The organism is Prevotella corporis DSM 18810 = JCM 8529 (assembly GCF_000430525.1).
GTDB classification, from domain to species: Bacteria; Bacteroidota; Bacteroidia; order Bacteroidales; family Bacteroidaceae; genus Prevotella; species Prevotella corporis.
This window is the reverse complement of record NZ_AUME01000013.1, coordinates 33,744-51,575: the sequence shown is the minus strand read 5'-3', so window position 1 is coordinate 51,575 and position 17,832 is coordinate 33,744. Positions and strand designations below refer to the sequence as shown.

The following is a 17,832-nucleotide window of genomic DNA, read 5'->3' as shown; positions in this document are numbered from 1 at the left end:
TATTTACACCAAGACGAGGATGCAACGCAAGCAGTTGCATCCTCGTCTTGTTTCCTTTACTTCTGATGAGAAGGGTAATAATCATCTTTCACCGCATAGCTTGCATGGTGTTTGGAGAACCTTCCTAATCAGCATGGACAAATAGTACAAAGTGGAAGCCGTCTGCTGAAAAATTATCTTGCCGAATCTTCAATAAGCCGTAATAAGGTTTTGCTATTCCTTCGGATTGCGTTATCTTTGCAGTACAGATGAAATACGTCGAAGTCATATTGCCCTTACCTTTGGAAGGAACGTTCACCTATGGCGTGCCCGACTCAGTCGAACCTATGGTGCGCCCTGGTGTGCGGGTGCTTGTGCCATTGGGCAAAAGCAAGAAGTATGTCGGTGTGTGCGACACACTCCCAACCGCCCATCTCCCTGAGGCGGACACGACTTCCGGAGGAAGAAAAATTGAATACAAGTCCATTGTTTCCGTATTGGATGAGCAACCAGTGCTGATTGACTGTCAGTTGAGGCTTTGGCACTGGATAGCCGATTACTATATGTCGCCTTTGGGTGATGTCTATAAAGCCGCCCTTCCCTCAGGACTGAAAGCCGAAGAGGGCTATCGCCCGAAGACCGAGCTTTATGTTTGTCTCGGCTGCAGATACCGAACGGAGCAGGCTTTACACATAGCCCTTGATTGTTTGGCACGTGCGACCAAGCAGCAGAAGGCGTTAATGACTTATTTGCAGTTGTCGGGCATTGCTGACGACCCGTCATTGCTGGCTCATGACGCCGCCAATAGCGACGACGAGGCCGTAAACTTGAAGCCTGTCACTCACGAGGAACTGATGAATGTTTCCCGTTGCACGATGACGGTTGTCCGCAGCCTGATCGACAAGCAGATACTGACAACCTACCGAAAGGAAGTCGGTCGTCTGAACAATGGTGGAAGTGTCCATCCAGAGCACATAAAACCGCTCAATGACGCACAAACTGATGCCTATAATCAGATTCTTCTTCAAATGATGAACCACAAGGTGACGCTGCTTCACGGTGTCACGTCGTCGGGAAAGACAGAAATCTACATCCATCTCATACAGAAGGCTTTGGAAGAGCACAAACAAGTGCTTTACTTGCTGCCCGAAATTGCGCTGACGGTTCAGATTATGGAACGCCTCAAGCACGTTTTTGGCGACCGACTGGGTATTTACCACAGCCGTTACAGCGATGCAGAACGGGTGGAGATATGGCGCAAACAACTGTCGGGACACCCCTACGACGTGATACTTGGAGCGAGAAGCGCCGTTTTTCTGCCTTTCCAGCAACTCGGACTTGTGATAATCGACGAAGAACACGAGACAAGTTTCAAGCAACAGGACCCAGCCCCCCGTTACCACGCCCGTTCGGCGGCCATCATGCTCGCCCAAATGTACGGCGCTCCTACGCTGCTCGGTACGGCTACACCATCAATGGAAAGTTACTACAATGCGCAGCAGGGTAAATATGGACTGGTCACGCTCGACCGACGCTACAAAGATATCCAGTTGCCTGAGATTGAAGTGGTTGATGTGAAGGACCTCCGTAGGCGAAAAATGATGTCGGGGCCTTTCTCGCCACGCTTGTTAGCTGCCGTCAGAGAAGCTCTACGACGTGACGAACAAGTGATATTATTTCAGAATCGTCGTGGATTTGCCCCAATGGTGGAGTGTCGCACGTGCGGATGGGTGCCCAAATGCCCGAATTGCGATGTGTCCTTGACCTACCATAAGAACATGAGTATGCTCACGTGCCATTATTGCGGTTATACCTATCGTGTACCGGAGACCTGTCCGAATTGCGAAAGCAGGGATATTCGCAACCGTGGTTATGGAACGGAGAAGATAGAGGACGAAATCATGTCAGTCTTTCCAGAGGCCCGTGTGGCCCGAATGGATTTGGATACCACACGGACGAAAAATGCCTACGAGCGGTTGATAGCCGATTTCTCAAGCGGAAAGACCAATCTGCTCATTGGTACGCAGATGATTTCCAAGGGTTTGGATTTCGACAAAGTGTCGGTGGTGGGAATACTTGATGCCGACAGTATGCTCAATTACCCTGATTTCAGGTCATACGAGCATGCCTTCATGATGATGAGTCAGGTGAGTGGTCGTGCGGGGCGCAAAGGTAGGCGGGGTAGGGTGATTCTTCAGACGAGGAATCACGACCTGCCACTCATCGGACAGGTGGTGCACAACGATTACCAAGGCTTCTATTCGTCGCTTCTTGCCGAACGTAAGGAATTCCATTATCCGCCATTCCATCGGCTTATCTATGTATATTTGAAGCACAAGAGCGACGACACGGTCAACACGGCAGCATTAGAGATGGGATCACGGCTGCGCGAAATATTTTCAAACCGTGTGCTGGGACCTGACAAACCAGCCGTGGCCAGGGTAAAAACACTTAACATCCGAAAGATCGTGCTGAAACTCGAATATGGATTGGATTATGAATTGGCAAAGTCGTATCTGCGTCAGGTACAGCATAGCATGACCGCTGAAAAGCGTTATGGCGCACTTCTGGTCTATTATGACGTCGATCCGCTGTAGCGGTTGGTAGTATAGTGATTTCGACAGATTTCGATTCGATATGCAAAAGCTCACCCTTCACATTGCGAAAGGTGAGCTTTTGCTGTGTGAGAGGTGACCTTTTACACGGTGATAGGTCACCTTTGCTCATTCTGTTTAAAAGTCGATGTCGAGTCCTACGCCAAACACCTTGCTGGTACGGGTGAAGTCATCGGTGTTCTTCACGGTGATGGCTTGCCCATCTGCCGTAGGCATCTGTGCTTCGTACTCCTTCTTGAAATGCTCGTAGTTGGTGAAGAAGTAAGCCACGTTCAGCCTCATGTTCTTCGCCACTTTAACCTTTGCTCCGAATCCAAGGCTGTAGCTGCTGGTGACAAAGCTCAGGTCGGACAGATATTTCCCGTCGCCCAGTCCGTATTTCGTGCGTTGTCCGCCTGCGCTGACTGTTATTGCCGGAGTGATGTCCCATTCAACACCTGCAAGGTATTCCCTTGTGTTGCCACTGAGGTAACGCTGCTTGTTTCGGTCCATGCGAGCATCCTTGTCGAAGAAATAGTGCATACTCGCCATGACGCGGAGATTCTTCAGTATCTCGTACTGTGCGCCAACGGCAAGAATGCCCGGAATGTCGTTAGGAGTGTTTACGCCATTTTCAAACTGATGAGTGTCGTCGCGCTTGGTATGATTCTCAATGTTGAATTTCGTAGTGAACTCGTAGCGTGCACCAAAGTTCCATCTACCTGTCTTGTAGTCGATGCCAAGCACTGGCGTGATGCCCCATCCGCGTTGTGTGCAGTCGAGTTCCTTGTCCTTGAACTGCTCTTTCGCCTTATTCATCTTCTCGGCTCCAATCTCGCACTTTTTGGCTGTTTCCAGATAGGTGGCCTTCTCTTCGGGTGTCGTCGCCTCATCGGCTTTTGTGGTGTAGAGGGTTGCCAGTTGTTGATATCCTTTTGCCTTGGTCTCGAAGAAACTGAATAGGTTTTGGTCAGTTCCGTTGATGTTGGCTGAGATGTCGAGAATGTTTCCTTGATATTTATTGTAGATGTAGTTGAAGCGCGCACCAGCATAGGCTGATAGGTGCTCGTTGAACTTGTAGGTAGCACCTAACTGTAGTCCGAAAGCAAACTGCTGTCCGTCCATGTAGCTGCTGAAGCTGTAAGCTGCCTTGTCGGCAGTGGTCAGCCCCTGTGCCGTCAGCATGGCGGGAACCATGGCAATGGTACGCTCAAAGCTGGGCAGGCCGTCGTTGAAGGTGGCTTTACCGCCCCCACCATAGATGGCAAATCCTGCCTGAAATCCCCATTTATCGAAATTGTAGGCAGCTTGGAACGATGGTAGGATAGGCACTGATGTCTTGCCTTTGTAGAATTTCATGCCGTTTTCGTCGCCTCCGTTCAGTTTGAAAGGCTGGTAGAATGGTGTTCCCTGAAATGACGGAACATTTATTCCCGACAGTATTTCCCTTGTTTGGAAGACATTCTGCACGTTGAGCGACAGGTGGAATCCGTTGCTCAGAAAAGCCACTCCAGCTGGATTAGAATACACTCCGTCAATACCAATGGTACCGACGCGGGCGAAGTTACGATTGAAAGCAATGTTGTGGTTTGTGTTAGTAAGAAACCCACCGGCTTTTCCAATGGTCGCCATGCTCAAACAAAGAGCTAAAATGGCGCAATTTTTTTTCTTCATCAGATAGATATAAAATGTAAATACTTGTAAAATTGGGCGCAAAGGTAAATAAATTGTCTGATTTTTCAAATTTTTTGCACAAAAAATAGATGTTTTGTGCAAAAAAATAATTTCATCACCGATGATGTTCTATGTATGAAAAGGAAAAAATACACAGTTTTGTTCCTATTTGTTTTGCATAATTCTCGTGAATGTTTTTCGGTCGGTAAGCTTAGTTCAGATTGATGTCGGATAGGAGGCACAAAAAAGGAAATGCCAATCCGATGACATTTCCTTTTGATATGATTTCTCGTCTGACCAAGAGCGAAAGTGCTGATGGTGTGGAACGGGATATTCTAAGATTAGAGGTTTGCGTTGTCTTTCTTCCAATCTGCAACGGCTGGGACAATGCCAAGCTCAATGATTTCGTCGCGCATCTTGCAGAGATGCTCGTAGGACGCTTTGAGCGATGCCATTTCCTCGGCAGTGCCTGTTGGAGCCTCATAGTGAACACCTGTAGCATCGATGGTTGTTGGCATGGCCATCATGACGTTTTTGAATCCGAGTTTATCGTCGTTGACATAGCAACCAGCTGGCAAAGTGAACTTCTCGCCACCCATAGCAGCCTCGATCATCTTCACTGCGTTGTGTGCAGGGCTCTGGAAGGAGCTGCGTCCACGGAGTTTGATGATTGCCGAGCCACCCTGTATGGTGCTATGCTTGATTTCTTCCCAACGATCTGCTGCCAGATTCATTTCCGAAAGCGGTTTGCCATCTATCTTTACCTTTGATGCAAATACAGCCATCTGCTCTCCGTGACCACCGTAAGTGTGAGCACCTGTTACCTTGTCTTGCTGTACGCCGAACTCTAATGCCAATGCCTGCTGGAGACGGGTAGAGTCGAGTGCTGCCAACGATGTGAGTTGGTTAGGTTTCAAACCAGAGTGGATAAGCGCAGTCAACGCTGTCACATCTGCAGGGTTGAAGATTACGACAACGAACTTAACCTCTGGGCAATACTTCTTGATGTTCTCACCGAACTCAGCGGCAATCTTGCAGTTGCCTTTCAAAAGGTCCTCGCGGGTCATACCCTCTTTGCGTGGTGCACCACCGGAAGAGATGATATATTTAGCACCTGTGAATGCTTCTTCAGGGTTAGTTGTCCAAGTAATGTTCGCACCTGGGAAACCGCACTGTGCGATTTCGTTGGCTACACCGTGGAGACCTGGCTCGAAGATATCGTAAAGGCATACGTTAGGAGTAAGACCGAGTGTGAGTACGCTCTGTGCCATGTTGGAACCAATCATACCGCCAGCACCGACGATAACGAGTTTCTCGTTTGTTAAAAATGACATAATTGTTTACTTATATTAAAATGAAATATTAAAATTATCCTTATCTTTTTTTCTAACCGCAAAATTACGGAAATTTAAGCGAACATTAGCATTTATTTTGGTTGTTATTTGTTATTTTATGCAAAAAGATCATTTTTTTTGTCTGAAATGGGCAAATACTTGGAAATTAATGAACTAACGAGAGTTGAAGTGAGGTTGAACGATAATTATTCCAGCTTGATGAACTGGTGCTTATCCTCATGGTCTAATTCTATCGCTTTGTTCATGAAACTTTACCTTCGATAATTGGAAATGAATATTTTTTTTTATCTTTGCTACATCAAAGAAACACGAAAGGAATGAAAAATAACATCAACGAGAGATTATTGGCATTGCGTCAAATAATGAGAAGAGAAGGCTTGGCGGCCTTTGTTTTTCCAAGTACTGATCCACATCTGGGAGAATATGTACCCGACCACTGGAAAGGGCGCGAATGGATTTCAGGATTCGATGGCTCTGCAGGTACGGCCGTTGTCACGCTGGACAGTGCTGCCTTGTGGACCGACTCACGTTATTTCATCGCTGCTGCGAAACAGGTGGCTGAAACGGAATTTGTGCTGATGAAAGAGCGCGTGGCAGGAACACCCTCTGTCAGCGAATGGCTTTCCGAAGAGTTGAAAGCGGTGGGAGGGGAGATCGTCGGCGTTGATGGATGGGTCTGCTCCCACTCGTTTGTTACGGACTTGAAACTGTCTTTAGAGAAGATGGGCGATTATTCGCTGCGAACAGATTTTGACCCATTGGAAGAAATTTGGACCGACCGCCCTTCATTGCCAATGGATAAAGTCGTGATACAGCCTTTGAAATATGCTGGTGAGACGGCTGCCTCAAAGTTACAAAGGATTCGCAAGGCCTTGCAGGGGCAGGGCGCTGAAGGAATGGTGGTTACGGCGCTCGATGATATTGCTTGGACGCTGAATCTCAGAGGATCAGACGTGCATTGCAATCCCGTCTTTGTCTCTTACCTTGTCATCACTCAGCACAAAGCAACCCTTTACATAAATTTGGAAAAAATCACACCTGAAATTACGGATTACCTGCGTGCTGAAGGGGTGGGAGTTGCCCCCTATCATGAGGTTTTGCAAGGTATGGCTGCCTATGACGAGCGCAATATTCTGCTGGATGCTGACCAACTGAATGAGAATATCTTCCACGCTGATCGCATAGAGGAACATATCATTGGGAAATCGCCCATCCCCGCAATGAAAGCGGTGAAGAATGCACAGGAAATCGCAGGCTTTCATAATGCGATGGTGCGTGACGGGGTAGCGATGGTGAAGTTCCTGAAGTGGTTAAGGCCAGCGGTTGAGCTCGGAGGACAGACTGAAATGTCGCTCGATAAGAAACTTACCTCTCTTCGGGCTGAACAGCCGCTCTTCAAGGGCATATCGTTCGACACGATAGTTGGCTACGAGGCACATGGCGCTATTGTGCATTACGAGGCCACTCCCGAAACGGACGTAGTGGTAGAACCACATGGTCTGGTGCTCATAGATAGTGGTGCGCAATATATGGATGGAACAACGGATATCACTCGCACCATTGCGCTTGGGCCGGTTACCGATGAACAACGTAAGATTTATACACTTGTGCTGAAAGGGCACATACAGTTGGATATGTGTAAGTTCCCCTCTGGCGCTTGCGGATCACAGATTGACGCCTTCGCACGTCAGACAATGTGGCGCGAAGGATTCAACTTTATGCATGGTACTGGACATGGGGTAGGGAGCTACCTCAATGTTCATGAGGGACCTCATCAGATTCGGATGGAATGGCGAGCTGCTCCGTTGCTTGCCGGCATGACTGTCACCAATGAACCGGGCATCTATCTGGAAGGAAAATTTGGTGTGCGGATAGAAAATACCATGCTCATCAAGTCTTACATGAGCACCGCCTTTGGCGATTTCCTTCAGTTTGAGCCACTGACCCTTGCACCAATTGACACTGTCCCCATAGATTTCACCTTGCTCACCGAAGAGGAAATTCAGTGGTTGGATAGCTATCATCAACGCGTCTATAGCGAACTTTCGCCATATCTTGACGATGAGGAGAAAGAATGGCTCCGCCTGCAAACCGCTTCAATATACAATTCCAAGGTATAAGTCAGTTTCCCATCTGTGATTCGTACCTGAATGGAGAAATGCCCCTGACTCATTTACGGCCAGCGTGCTGTGATTTTTTTTCGAATAAAATATAAGTTGTCGATATTTTTATTTATTTTTGCACAAGAAAAAATCTATCACGATGAAAAAGATATTAGCTACCGTCCTATTAGGACTCTCTCTTTCTGCATCAGCAGACAATAATCCCCTGTGGATGAGGTTTAGTGCCATCTCGCCTGATGGACAAACGATTGCGTTTTCGTATAAGGGTGATATCTTCACCGTTCCCGTAAATGGTGGCAGTGCGCGACAACTGACCACCAATCCGGCCTACGATGCTTATCCAGTGTGGAGTCCTGACGGACAGAAAATAGCCTTTGCCTCCTCACGTGAGGGAAGTTTGGACATCTATCTGATGGGCAAAGATGGAGGCGCTCCCAAGCGTTTGACAACTAATAGTGGCGACGAGCTGCCGATGGCATTCACCGATGACACGCATGTGTTGTTCTCTTCGGCTGTCATGCCTACGGCAAAATCAATCTTCTTTGCGTCCAACTCATTCCCACAGACTTACGAAGTGAGCACGGAAGGAACAAGACCGCGCCTGTTCACACCAATGCCTATGCTTGATGCCAGTATCAATGGAAACGGCGATATTCTGTATCACGACCAAAAAGGCTATGAGGATAAATTCCGCAAACACCACCGTTCACCGATTACACGTGATATATGGCTCTATAGCAAAGGAAATTACAGGAAACTAACCGATTTCAACGGAGAGGATCGTACTCCAGTTTGGGCCAACGGTTCAGACTCTTATTACTATCTGAGTGAGGAGGACGGCACGTTCAACGTCTATAAACGGAACATAGACGGCTCAGGAAAAGTGCAGTTGACCCACCACAAGAACAATCCCGTTCGGTTCCTCACCGCAGCCAGCAATGGAACACTCTGCTATAGCTACGATGGAGAAATCTATACAATCAAAGACGGATCAGAGCCGAAGAAGGTAAACATCACCATCACGACCGACCAGATTGCCCCAACGCTCGAACGTCAGATACGATCTTCTGGCGCAACAGAGATAAAGGTGTCGCCTAACGGAAAGGAAATCGCCTTTGTTCTTCATGGTGACGTGTATGTGACCTCAATAGACTACAAGACCACCAAACAGATTACCGATACACCAGAACAGGAACGCGACATCGACATATCGCCCGATGGCAAGAGTATTGTCTATGGGGCAGAGCGGAACGGACTGTGGCAAATCTACCAGACTAAGATAAAGAATAGCTCAGAGAAGAATTTCACTTATGCTACGGATTTGGTTGAGGAACGACTGACAAACACCAATCAGACTTCACAGATGCCGAAATATAGTCCCGACGGAAAGAAGATCGCCTATTATGAGAATCGTTCAGCCTTGTGTGTAATGGACATCAAGAACAAGAGTGTCATCAAGGCAACCGATGGCAACGACCTTTACTCTTATCAGGATGGGGATATCTGGTTCTCATGGAGTCCCGACAGTCGGTGGCTACTTGTGCCTTATATGGGCAATGCCGGTTGGAATAATCCTGATGTTTCGTTGGTGGATGCCACAGGAAAGGTGAAGCCTTACAACCTTACTCAAAGTGGATACAATGACGGATATGCCAAGTGGGCTTTAGGTGGCAAGGCGATGCTCTTCTTCAGCGATCGCGCTGGTTATCGCAGTCATGGAAGCTGGGGCGCAGAGGCCGACGTTTACCTCATGTTCTTCGACATCGATGCCTACGACCGTTTCCGCATGAGCAAGGAGGAAAAGCAGTTGGCCGACGAAGCTGAGAAGGAGGCAAAGAAAGCCGAATCTGAAGCCAAGGAGAAAGCAGGCAAGAAGAAAAAGGACAATGCAAAGGACAAAAACAAGAAGAAAGAGGTTGAACCCCTGAAATTCGACTTGGAGAACTGTCGCGACCGTATAGTCAGAATCACAGCCAATTCCTCTCATCTTGGTGATGCCATGTTGAGTCCTATGGGCGACACACTCTATTACCAGGCCGCTTTTGAAGGCGATTACGACCTTTGGAAACACGATTTAAAGGAAGGCAAGACAGAAATCGTGCTCAAGGATGTGGGCAGCGGCTCTTTCGATGCCGATAAGAAATTCAAGAACATCTACCTGTGTTCGAAAAGACGTATCAAGAAAATAGACCTTGCCAAGAATGCGGCAAGCAATGTCGATTTCGAGGCACGCTTCAATTACAAGCCTTATGAGGAACGGGCCTACATTTTCAACCATATCTGGCAACAGGTGGCAGACAAGTTCTATGTTGAAGATCTTCATGGAGTTGATTGGGCTGGTTATCGTAAGACTTATGAGCGATTCCTTCCTTATATAAACAACAACTACGACTTCCGCGACATGCTCGGCGAGTTACTCGGCGAGTTGAATGCGTCGCACACTGGGGCACGGTACAACCCCGAAGGTCCGAGCCTTAACACGGCCGTTCTCGGCTTGTTCTACGACAACGGCTACGATGGCGATGGACTGAAGATAGAGGAAATTATCAAGCGTGGTCCGTTTGCAGTGAAGAAAACTGGAGTTGAGGCAGGTTGTATCATCGAGAAAATCGATGGCGAGCCTATATTGAAAGGCAAGGATTATAATTATGTGTTGGACGGAAAGTCGGGCAAACATGTGCGGGTGTCTGTCTATAATCCTAACACCAAGAAACGTTTCGACGTGACAGTGAAAGCCATCAGCAAAAGGCAGCAGCAGGAATTGCTCTACAAACGATGGGTTGATCGCAACAGAGCCTTTGTTGACAGTATATCAGGCGGGCGCATCGCCTATGTCCACGTACAGGGTATGAACAGTCCAAGTTTCCGCACGGTCTATAGTGAACTGCTCAGCGCCGAGAATCGTGTCAAGGATGCGGTGATCGTTGACGAGCGTCACAATGGTGGCGGATGGCTGCACGATGACCTTTGCACGTTGCTGAGTGGAAAGGAGTATCAAAAATTTATCCCACATGGTAAGCTGATAGGAACAGACCCGTTCAATAAATGGAACAAGCCCTCGTGCGTCATGATTTGTGAGGACGACTACAGCAACGGACAGGGATTCCCACAGATTTACAAGGCATTGAACATTGGAAAGCTCATCGGGGCACCCGTTGCCGGAACCATGACCGCCGTTTGGTGGGAGACCCTCATCAATGGAATGGTATTCGGCATTCCACAAGTCGGCTGCCAGGATATGAATGGCGAATTTGCCGAGAACAAGCAGCTCAATCCCGATGTCGAGGTCTATAACACGCCAGAAGATTATCTCAATGGTTACGACCGACAGTTGGAAAGAGCCGTAAGGGAAATGATGAAGAAGTAGGGGGAAAGTATAATACAACGGAAATTCATATATTAATCATGATAGCAATAATAATGAATTTGTTTTTCCGCCTTGAATCAACAGTGTGAATCAACTTTTAAAACAATTGATTAATAAATTAAGATTATGAATGAGAATTTTACCAATGATGGCATGGGGCAGAGTAGGAACTCTGGCAATGTAATGCCTCCGAAACCCAACAATAACCTGATATTTGCCATTTTTACAACTATTTGTTGTTGCTTGCCTTTGGGCATTTATGCGATTATCTTGGCAAATAAGGTGAATACCTATTATATGACCAATCAGTACGAGTTGGCTGTGGCAACAGCCAACGACGTGAAGAAATGGTGCTGGATAGGAGTTATCATTTCTGTGGTATGCAATTTAGCCTATTTCGGCATTTTTGGTTTTGGCTCTCTTGCGTCTATCCTTAATCAGTAAGGGTTGAGAAAGATTGCCTTTTCGCTGTTGGGGGCAATTGCAATTGGCAGCTTTTACTTTCTGTTAAATCCTGCTCAGTATCGGTTGTCCCCAAAGTGTCCCGTTAAGTTGTTAACGGGTTACAGCTGTCCGGGTTGCGGAGCGCAGCGGTTTTTGCATGCTGCACTTCACGGCAATTTCGGAGAGGCTATCTCTTACAATTATTTCTTGTTGCTTGCACTGCCCTATTTGCTGGTTTTGTGTTTGCTTTGGGTGCTACCCACAGGAAAATGGAAGTCAAAATGGGGCAGAATAGCGGAACACCGGTATGTTGTTTGGACCTATATCGTGATTTTTTTTGTTTGGTTGGTTGTACGTAACGTATTGCATATATAAAATTTCAAAAGCCTTACAACTATGAATACAATTCAAGTGGAACAATTGCTGGCAGTGAATGGCGGAAAAATCCCATTTGAGGCATGGGAACTTGTGAAACGCAGCCTGATGGAAATGGACCTCCGCACGGCAAATCTACGATTTTCGATGATGAAAGATCCTACGATTTCCATCATCTTGTCGATTCTTTTGGGGCAATTGGGAATTGACAGATTCTACATCGGCGATATCGGATTGGGAGTTCTGAAACTGATTACTTGTGGTGGTGCCGGTATATGGTGGATTGTTGACTTGTTCCTGATCATGAATGAGACCCGAGCGAAAAACCTCCGACTGTTGCAAACCGGATATTCATATTAAAAATAGGAGCTCACACTGGTTTGCGAGGATTCTCGTGAAAGTGACGTGCATCGATGGAATCTTTCCACTACAACCTTTAAAACGTCGCAAAATTTGCATTTATCCGATAAATATTTGGTAGTTAGGAAAATAAACTGTAATTTTGCACCGCTAAAGTTGGCACATGCCACTTTGTAAATGTTTAACAATTAAATAATTAAAACAAAAAGCATGATTATTGTACCAGTAAAGGATGGTGAGAACATCGAAAGAGCTCTCAAGAAGTTTAAGAGAAAGTTTGAAAAAACAGGTGTCTTAAAAGAACTTCGTTCTCGTCAGCAGTTTGACAAACCTTCTGTTAAGAGGCGCTTGAAGATGGAACGTGCCATTTATGTACAGCAACTTCGTGACGCAGAGGAGTAAAATAATTTGCGTAAAATTTGGTAGTTCAGATAATTTTCTGTAAATTCGTTGCCAAGAACCAAGGTTTAGTGATGTGTTGAAAGTTGAAGATTTCTTGAATTATCTACGGTTGGAGCGAAACTATTCGAAACTGACTGTGAAAAGCTACGGGGAGGACTTGAGAGAGTTTGAACTGTTTTTCAAGAATATCGAAGACGCAATGTCTTGGGAGTCCGTTGATTCGGATGTTATCCGTGATTGGATGGAACTTTTGATGGATAAAGGAAACAGCGCTGCTTCTGTGAACAGAAAACTAAGCGCACTGCGTTCATTTTATCGCTATGCGCTACGGAGAGAACTTGTTGAGAGTGATCCAGCACATGAGATTCAGGGGCCAAAAAGAAAGAAACCGCTGCCTCAATTTCTGAAAGAGAAAGAAGTGGATCAGCTTTTGGACTCGGTCATGTGGGACGACAACTACAAGAGCATCCTCGCGCGTACATTAATAATAACGTTCTATTCTACGGGCATTAGAGTGTCAGAGTTGATAGGGTTAGAAGACAAGGATGTCAATTTTATCACCCGTGAACTGAAGGTTACGGGAAAAAGAGACAAACAACGCATTATTCCATTCGGTGACGAGCTTTCTTTGGCGCTACAATCTTATATAGATAGGCGTGACAAGGAGATAGGCAAGAGGGCTGCTGCTCTTTTCCTTACTGCGAAAGGGCTGTGCATGACAAGTGCTCAAGTAAGATACATTGTAAGGCAAAACCTTGCTAAAGTATCGACGTTGAAGAAGAAAAGTCCACATGTGCTTCGCCACACCTTCGCCACCGCAATGCTGAATCACGAAGCAGGATTGGAGAGTGTGAAGAAACTACTTGGACACGAGAGTCTCTCTACTACGGAGATCTACACTCATACAACGTTCGAGCAGTTGAAGAAAGTCTATAAAAATGCCCATCCCAGGGCTTAAACTAAAAACAAGGAGGCAATTATGGAAATTATGATTCAGGCGATTCGTTTTGACGCTACCGAAAAGTTAGAGACTTTTATCAACAAAAAAGTTGAGAAGTTAGAAAGATCTTACGAGGACATTCAGAAAGTAGAGGTGCAATTAAAGGTAGAAAAGCCAGCAACAGCATTAAATAAAACAACGAGTTTGACGGTGACAGCTCCAGGGATTCAACTGTATGTTGAGAAAACCTGTGACACCTTTGAGGAGAGCGTCGATCAGTGTTTGGATGCAATGAAAGTGAAGCTTACCAAAGCGAAAGAAAAACAAAGAAAGTATTAAAAAACTTCCATTTTTTTTGGAGGATAAAAAATAAAGCATTACCTTTGCAGCCGTTTTACGACAAGTGTAAAAGCGGGTAGCTAAACGGCTGCATTCGCCTCTTTAGCTCAGTTGGCCAGAGCACGTGATTTGTAATCTCGGGGTCGTTGGTTCGAATCCGACAAGAGGCTCTCTAAAAGAGACGGCTTTAGTACTTAGGGGTAGTTTCCAGAGTGGCCAAATGGGGCAGACTGTAAATCTGCTGCTTCTAGCTTCGGTGGTTCGAATCCATCACTACCCACTCAGTAAAATATTAACATTTCTGTTGAATCGGCTCCTTGATTATTGAAAAGGCAGAGATTTCAGAAATTACTTGCGGAAATAGCTCAGTTGATAGAGCACTAGCCTTCCAAGCTGGGGGTCGCGGGTTTGAGCCCCGTTTTCCGCTCACGTTTTGCTGTAATAGCTCAGTGGTAGAGCACTTCCTTGGTAAGGAAGAGGTCCTGAGTTCAACTCTCAGTTACAGCTCTACTTTCTGTTCTAAATTCTAGTTCGGGAGAAAAACAAAACAAAGATTATTCATTTATATAAATAAAATAAAAAGCTATGGCTAAAGAGACATTTCAGCGTACCAAACCGCATGTAAACATTGGTACAATCGGTCACGTTGACCACGGTAAGACTACTTTGACAGCTGCCATTTCTAAGACTCTTCATGATAAGGGTTTCGGCGGTGAAGATGCTAAGTCTTTTGATCAGATTGATAACGCTCCTGAGGAGAAAGAGCGTGGTATTACTATCAACTCTTCTCACATTGAGTATGAAACAGCAAAGCGTCACTACGCACACGTTGACTGTCCGGGTCACGCCGACTATGTGAAGAACATGGTTACTGGTGCTGCACAGATGGATGGTGCCATTCTTGTAGTAGCTGCTACTGACGGTCCTATGCCTCAGACACGTGAGCACGTACTGCTCGCACGTCAGGTGAACGTACCTCGCTTGGTAGTCTTCTTGAACAAGTGCGATATGGTAGAAGATGAGGAAATGCTCGAACTCGTTGAAATGGAAGTTCGTGAAATCCTCGAGCAGTACGAGTTTGAGGAAGATACTCCTATCATTCGTGGTTCAGCTCTCGGCGCTTTGAACGGTGTTGAAAAATGGACTGACAAAATCATGGAGCTCATGGATACAGTTGATGAGTGGATTCAGGAGCCTCCAAGAGCTACAGATAAACCATTCTTGATGCCTATCGAGGACGTATTCTCAATCACTGGTCGTGGTACTGTTGCTACTGGTCGTATAGAGACTGGTGTTATCCACGTAGGTGATGAAGTTGAATTGCTCGGTCTTGGTGAAGATAAGAAGTCAACTGTAACTGGTGTTGAAATGTTCCGTAAGATTTTGGACGAAGGTCAGGCTGGTGATAACGTTGGTTTGCTTCTCCGTGGTATCGACAAGGAAGAAATCAAGCGTGGTATGGTACTTTGCCACCCAGGTCAGATCAAACCATTCAAGAAGTTTAAGGCTTCTGTTTATATCCTGAAGAAGGAAGAAGGTGGTCGTCATACTCCATTCGGAAACAAGTATCGTCCACAGTTCTACCTCCGTACAATGGACTGCACGGGTGAAATCACATTGCCAGAAGGCGTAGAAATGGTTATGCCTGGTGACAACGTTGAGATTCAGGTAGAGCTCATCTATGCTGTTGCTTTGAACCAGGGACTCCGTTTCGCTATCCGTGAGGGTGGTCGTACAGTAGGTTCTGGTCAGATTACAGAAGTGTACGAAGATTAATTCGATACATATAATATAGTTCCCGCTTCGGTGGGAACTATATCTACGGGTTTAGCTCAGTTGGTAGAGCACTGGTCTCCAAAACCAGGTGTCGAGGGTTCGAGTCCTTCAACCCGTGCTCAAGAAAGATAATATGTATAAGAAAATAGTAAATTATTGCAAGGCTTGCTACGAAGAACTTGCGCATAAGACTACATGGCCTACGCCTGCTGAACTTACACATAGTGCAATGGTTGTATTATCTGCTTCCCTTGTCATTGCATTGATAGTGTTTGTTTTTGATTTCATATCACAGCACGTAATGGACTTCGTTTATCCAGGTTAAATTGTTAGGAGTACAAAATGGCAGATACAGAAAAGAAATGGTATGTTCTTCGTGCCATCAGTGGTAAGGAGGCAAAGGTGAAAGAATACATCGATGCCGAGCTACGACAAAACACGAAGCTTGCGGAGCGTGTCTTTGAGGTTTTACTACCAACAGAGAGTCACGCATCTTTGCGTAACGGCAAACGCATAGTTACTGAGAAGCTTAGTCTTCCTGGCTATGTGCTTGTTCAAGCCATCATGAATTCGGAAGTTGCATCGCAGCTCCGATATATGCCTAATGTGCTTGGATTCCTTGGAGGAATGGCAGAGCCTTCGCCTGTTCGTCAGGCCGAGGTGAATCGTCTGCTCGGCAATGTGGAAGAGTCTGAATTGGAAGATATTCACGACATTCCATTTGAAGTGGGAGAGTCTGTCAAAGTTACCGATGGACCGTTCAGTGGTTTTCATGGTATCATCGAAGAGGTGAATACCGAGAAGCATAAGCTGAAGGTTATGGTAATGATCTTTGGACGTCAGAATCCTTTGGAACTTAGTTTTATGCAAGTCGCAAAAGAAGATTAAAGTATTGTTACGGATACATCTTCTTTTATAATTTAAATTTTAAATATTAACAAAAAGAAATGGCTAAAGAAGTTGCTGGATTAATCAAATTACAGATTAGAGGTGGCGCTGCAAATCCTTCACCCCCCGTAGGCCCGGCTTTGGGTTCTAAGGGTATTAACATCATGGGTTTTTGCAAGGAATTCAACGCCCGTACCCAGGATAAAGCTGGAAAAGTTCTTCCAGTTGTCATCACTTACTACAACGATAAGTCTTTTAGCTTTGTAATCAAGACTCCTCCTGCAGCTGTTCAGTTGCTTGAGGCTGCCAAGATTAAGAGCGGATCTGGCGAGCCTAACCGTAAGAAAGTCGCCTCTGTGACTTGGGACCAGGTTAAAGCTATTGCAGAAGATAAGATGTCTGACCTCAACTGCTTCACAGTAGAGAGTGCAATGAAGCTTGTCGCTGGTACTGCACGTAGTATGGGTATCACTGTAAAAGGTGACTTCCCTGGTAAATAATTTTAAACTTCAAAAGTAAAAATGAGAAAACTGACAAAAAATCAGAAATCAGTAGCTGAGAAGGTTGAACTAGGGAAGGCATACACTTTAGATGAGGCTTCAAAATTAGTTAAGGAAATTACCACAACTAAGTTTGATGCGTCAATCGATATCGATGTCCGTCTGGGAGTTGACCCACGTAAGGCTAACCAAATGGTTCGTGGTGTGGTTACATTGCCAAACGGTACAGGAAAGGTAACACGTGTGCTCTGCCTCTGTACACCTGATCAGGAAGCTGCCGCTAAGGAAGCTGGAGCTGATTATGTTGGTCTTGACGAATATATCGACAAGATCAAAGGGGGATGGACAGAAGTTGATGTCATCATTACCATGCCATCTTGTATGGGTAAAGTTGGTCCTTTAGGCCGTGTACTCGGTCCACGCGGATTGATGCCAAACCCAAAGAGTGGTACTGTGACAATGGATGTTGCTAAAGCAGTAAAGGATGTTAAGTCAGGTAAGATTGACTTTAAGGTTGATAAGGCTGGTATTATCCACACGTCAATTGGTAAGACCAGTATGACACCTGAGCAGATTTTTGGAAATGCCAAGGAGTTCATCTCTACGGTCGTCAAATTGAAGCCTGCTGCTGCTAAAGGTACATATATTAAGAGTATCTTTATTTCTAGCACGATGAGTAAGGGTATCAAGATTGATCCTAAATCAGCTGAGTAACT

16 protein-coding genes and 5 tRNA genes are annotated in these 17,832 nt (G+C 45.8%); 19 read left to right on the top strand and 2 right to left on the bottom strand.

All coding sequences use genetic code 11. The features are described 5' to 3' along the window. Nucleotides 1-248: 248 nt before the first annotated feature. Entirely contained in the window at nucleotides 249-2,576 is a 2,328-nt protein-coding gene (gene priA, locus H515_RS0104400) for a replication restart helicase PriA (protein ID WP_025875805.1), read from the top strand. A 135-nt stretch (nucleotides 2,577-2,711) separates the two neighbouring features. On the opposite strand, the gene H515_RS0104395 is transcribed toward priA, so the two are convergent. Together H515_RS0104395 and H515_RS0104390 are read right to left on the bottom strand one after the other, a co-directional pair. Next, a complete protein-coding gene (locus H515_RS0104395) occupies nucleotides 2,712-4,247 on the bottom strand; it encodes an OmpP1/FadL family transporter (protein ID WP_025875807.1) in 1,536 nt (511 codons plus the stop codon). Nucleotides 4,248-4,588: 341 nt separating this feature from the next. Continuing rightward, nucleotides 4,589-5,581 carry a malate dehydrogenase gene (locus H515_RS0104390; RefSeq protein ID WP_028901633.1) on the bottom strand — a complete coding sequence of 331 codons (993 nt, stop codon included), beginning with the start codon at nucleotides 5,579-5,581 and terminating at the stop codon, nucleotides 4,589-4,591. Nucleotides 5,582-5,919: 338 nt separating this feature from the next. Between H515_RS0104390 and H515_RS0104385 the strand changes: the two genes are divergently transcribed. The 18 genes from H515_RS0104385 (at nucleotide 5,920) to rplA (ending at nucleotide 17,830) form a co-directional block, all read left to right on the top strand. Next, nucleotides 5,920-7,722, top strand: a complete 1,803-nt coding sequence (locus tag H515_RS0104385; RefSeq protein ID WP_028901632.1) for an aminopeptidase P family protein — start codon at nucleotides 5,920-5,922, stop codon at nucleotides 7,720-7,722. A 142-nt stretch (nucleotides 7,723-7,864) separates the two neighbouring features. Next, nucleotides 7,865-11,092: a S41 family peptidase gene (locus H515_RS0104380; RefSeq protein WP_028901631.1), complete on the top strand. Its 3,228-nt coding sequence runs from the start codon at nucleotides 7,865-7,867 to the stop codon at nucleotides 11,090-11,092. A 126-nt stretch (nucleotides 11,093-11,218) separates the two neighbouring features. Further along, a complete protein-coding gene (locus H515_RS0104375; RefSeq protein WP_025875809.1) occupies nucleotides 11,219-11,536 on the top strand; it encodes a CD225/dispanin family protein in 318 nt (105 codons plus the stop codon). 3 nt (nucleotides 11,537-11,539) lie between these two features. Then, nucleotides 11,540-11,911, top strand: coding sequence for a DUF2752 domain-containing protein (locus H515_RS15020; RefSeq protein WP_081410117.1), 372 nt, complete (start codon nucleotides 11,540-11,542; stop codon nucleotides 11,909-11,911). 21 nt (nucleotides 11,912-11,932) lie between these two features. After that, nucleotides 11,933-12,271 (top strand): TM2 domain-containing protein, encoded by a 339-nt coding sequence (locus H515_RS0104370; protein WP_025875811.1) that lies wholly within the window; start codon nucleotides 11,933-11,935, stop codon nucleotides 12,269-12,271. Between the two features lie 210 nt (nucleotides 12,272-12,481). Beyond that, nucleotides 12,482-12,673, top strand: coding sequence for a 30S ribosomal protein S21 (gene rpsU / locus H515_RS0104365; RefSeq protein WP_025875813.1), 192 nt, complete (start codon nucleotides 12,482-12,484; stop codon nucleotides 12,671-12,673). 73 nt (nucleotides 12,674-12,746) lie between these two features. After that, the gene (gene xerC / locus H515_RS0104360) at nucleotides 12,747-13,631 is read left to right on the top strand and encodes a tyrosine recombinase XerC (protein WP_154653640.1); all 885 of its coding nucleotides are present in this window, start codon (nucleotides 12,747-12,749) and stop codon (nucleotides 13,629-13,631) included. 21 nt (nucleotides 13,632-13,652) lie between these two features. After that, the gene (gene hpf, locus H515_RS0104355) at nucleotides 13,653-13,952 is read left to right on the top strand and encodes a ribosome hibernation-promoting factor, HPF/YfiA family (RefSeq protein WP_025875817.1); all 300 of its coding nucleotides are present in this window, start codon (nucleotides 13,653-13,655) and stop codon (nucleotides 13,950-13,952) included. Nucleotides 13,953-14,048: 96 nt separating this feature from the next. Next, a tRNA-Thr gene (locus tag H515_RS0104350) sits at nucleotides 14,049-14,122 on the top strand. 28 nt (nucleotides 14,123-14,150) lie between these two features. Continuing rightward, nucleotides 14,151-14,232, top strand: a tRNA-Tyr gene (locus tag H515_RS0104345). Nucleotides 14,233-14,306: 74 nt separating this feature from the next. Next, a tRNA-Gly gene (locus tag H515_RS0104340) sits at nucleotides 14,307-14,379 on the top strand. A gap of 8 nt (nucleotides 14,380-14,387) precedes the next feature. Beyond that, nucleotides 14,388-14,459 (top strand) — tRNA-Thr (locus H515_RS0104335). 78 nt (nucleotides 14,460-14,537) lie between these two features. Next, nucleotides 14,538-15,728: an elongation factor Tu gene (gene tuf, locus H515_RS0104330; RefSeq protein ID WP_025875819.1), complete on the top strand. Its 1,191-nt coding sequence runs from the start codon at nucleotides 14,538-14,540 to the stop codon at nucleotides 15,726-15,728. Nucleotides 15,729-15,773: 45 nt separating this feature from the next. Then, nucleotides 15,774-15,846, top strand: a tRNA-Trp gene (locus H515_RS0104325). 15 nt (nucleotides 15,847-15,861) lie between these two features. After that, nucleotides 15,862-16,053 carry a preprotein translocase subunit SecE gene (gene secE / locus H515_RS13925; RefSeq protein ID WP_025875821.1) on the top strand — a complete coding sequence of 64 codons (192 nt, stop codon included), beginning with the start codon at nucleotides 15,862-15,864 and terminating at the stop codon, nucleotides 16,051-16,053. Nucleotides 16,054-16,070: 17 nt separating this feature from the next. Next, a complete protein-coding gene (gene nusG / locus H515_RS0104320) occupies nucleotides 16,071-16,616 on the top strand; it encodes a transcription termination/antitermination protein NusG (RefSeq protein ID WP_025875823.1) in 546 nt (181 codons plus the stop codon). Nucleotides 16,617-16,675: 59 nt separating this feature from the next. Continuing rightward, nucleotides 16,676-17,116, top strand: a complete 441-nt coding sequence (rplK, locus tag H515_RS0104315) for a 50S ribosomal protein L11 (protein WP_028901629.1) — start codon at nucleotides 16,676-16,678, stop codon at nucleotides 17,114-17,116. Between the two features lie 21 nt (nucleotides 17,117-17,137). Beyond that, nucleotides 17,138-17,830 (top strand): 50S ribosomal protein L1, encoded by a 693-nt coding sequence (gene rplA / locus H515_RS0104310; protein WP_025875826.1) that lies wholly within the window; start codon nucleotides 17,138-17,140, stop codon nucleotides 17,828-17,830. Nucleotides 17,831-17,832 lie beyond the last annotated feature (2 nt).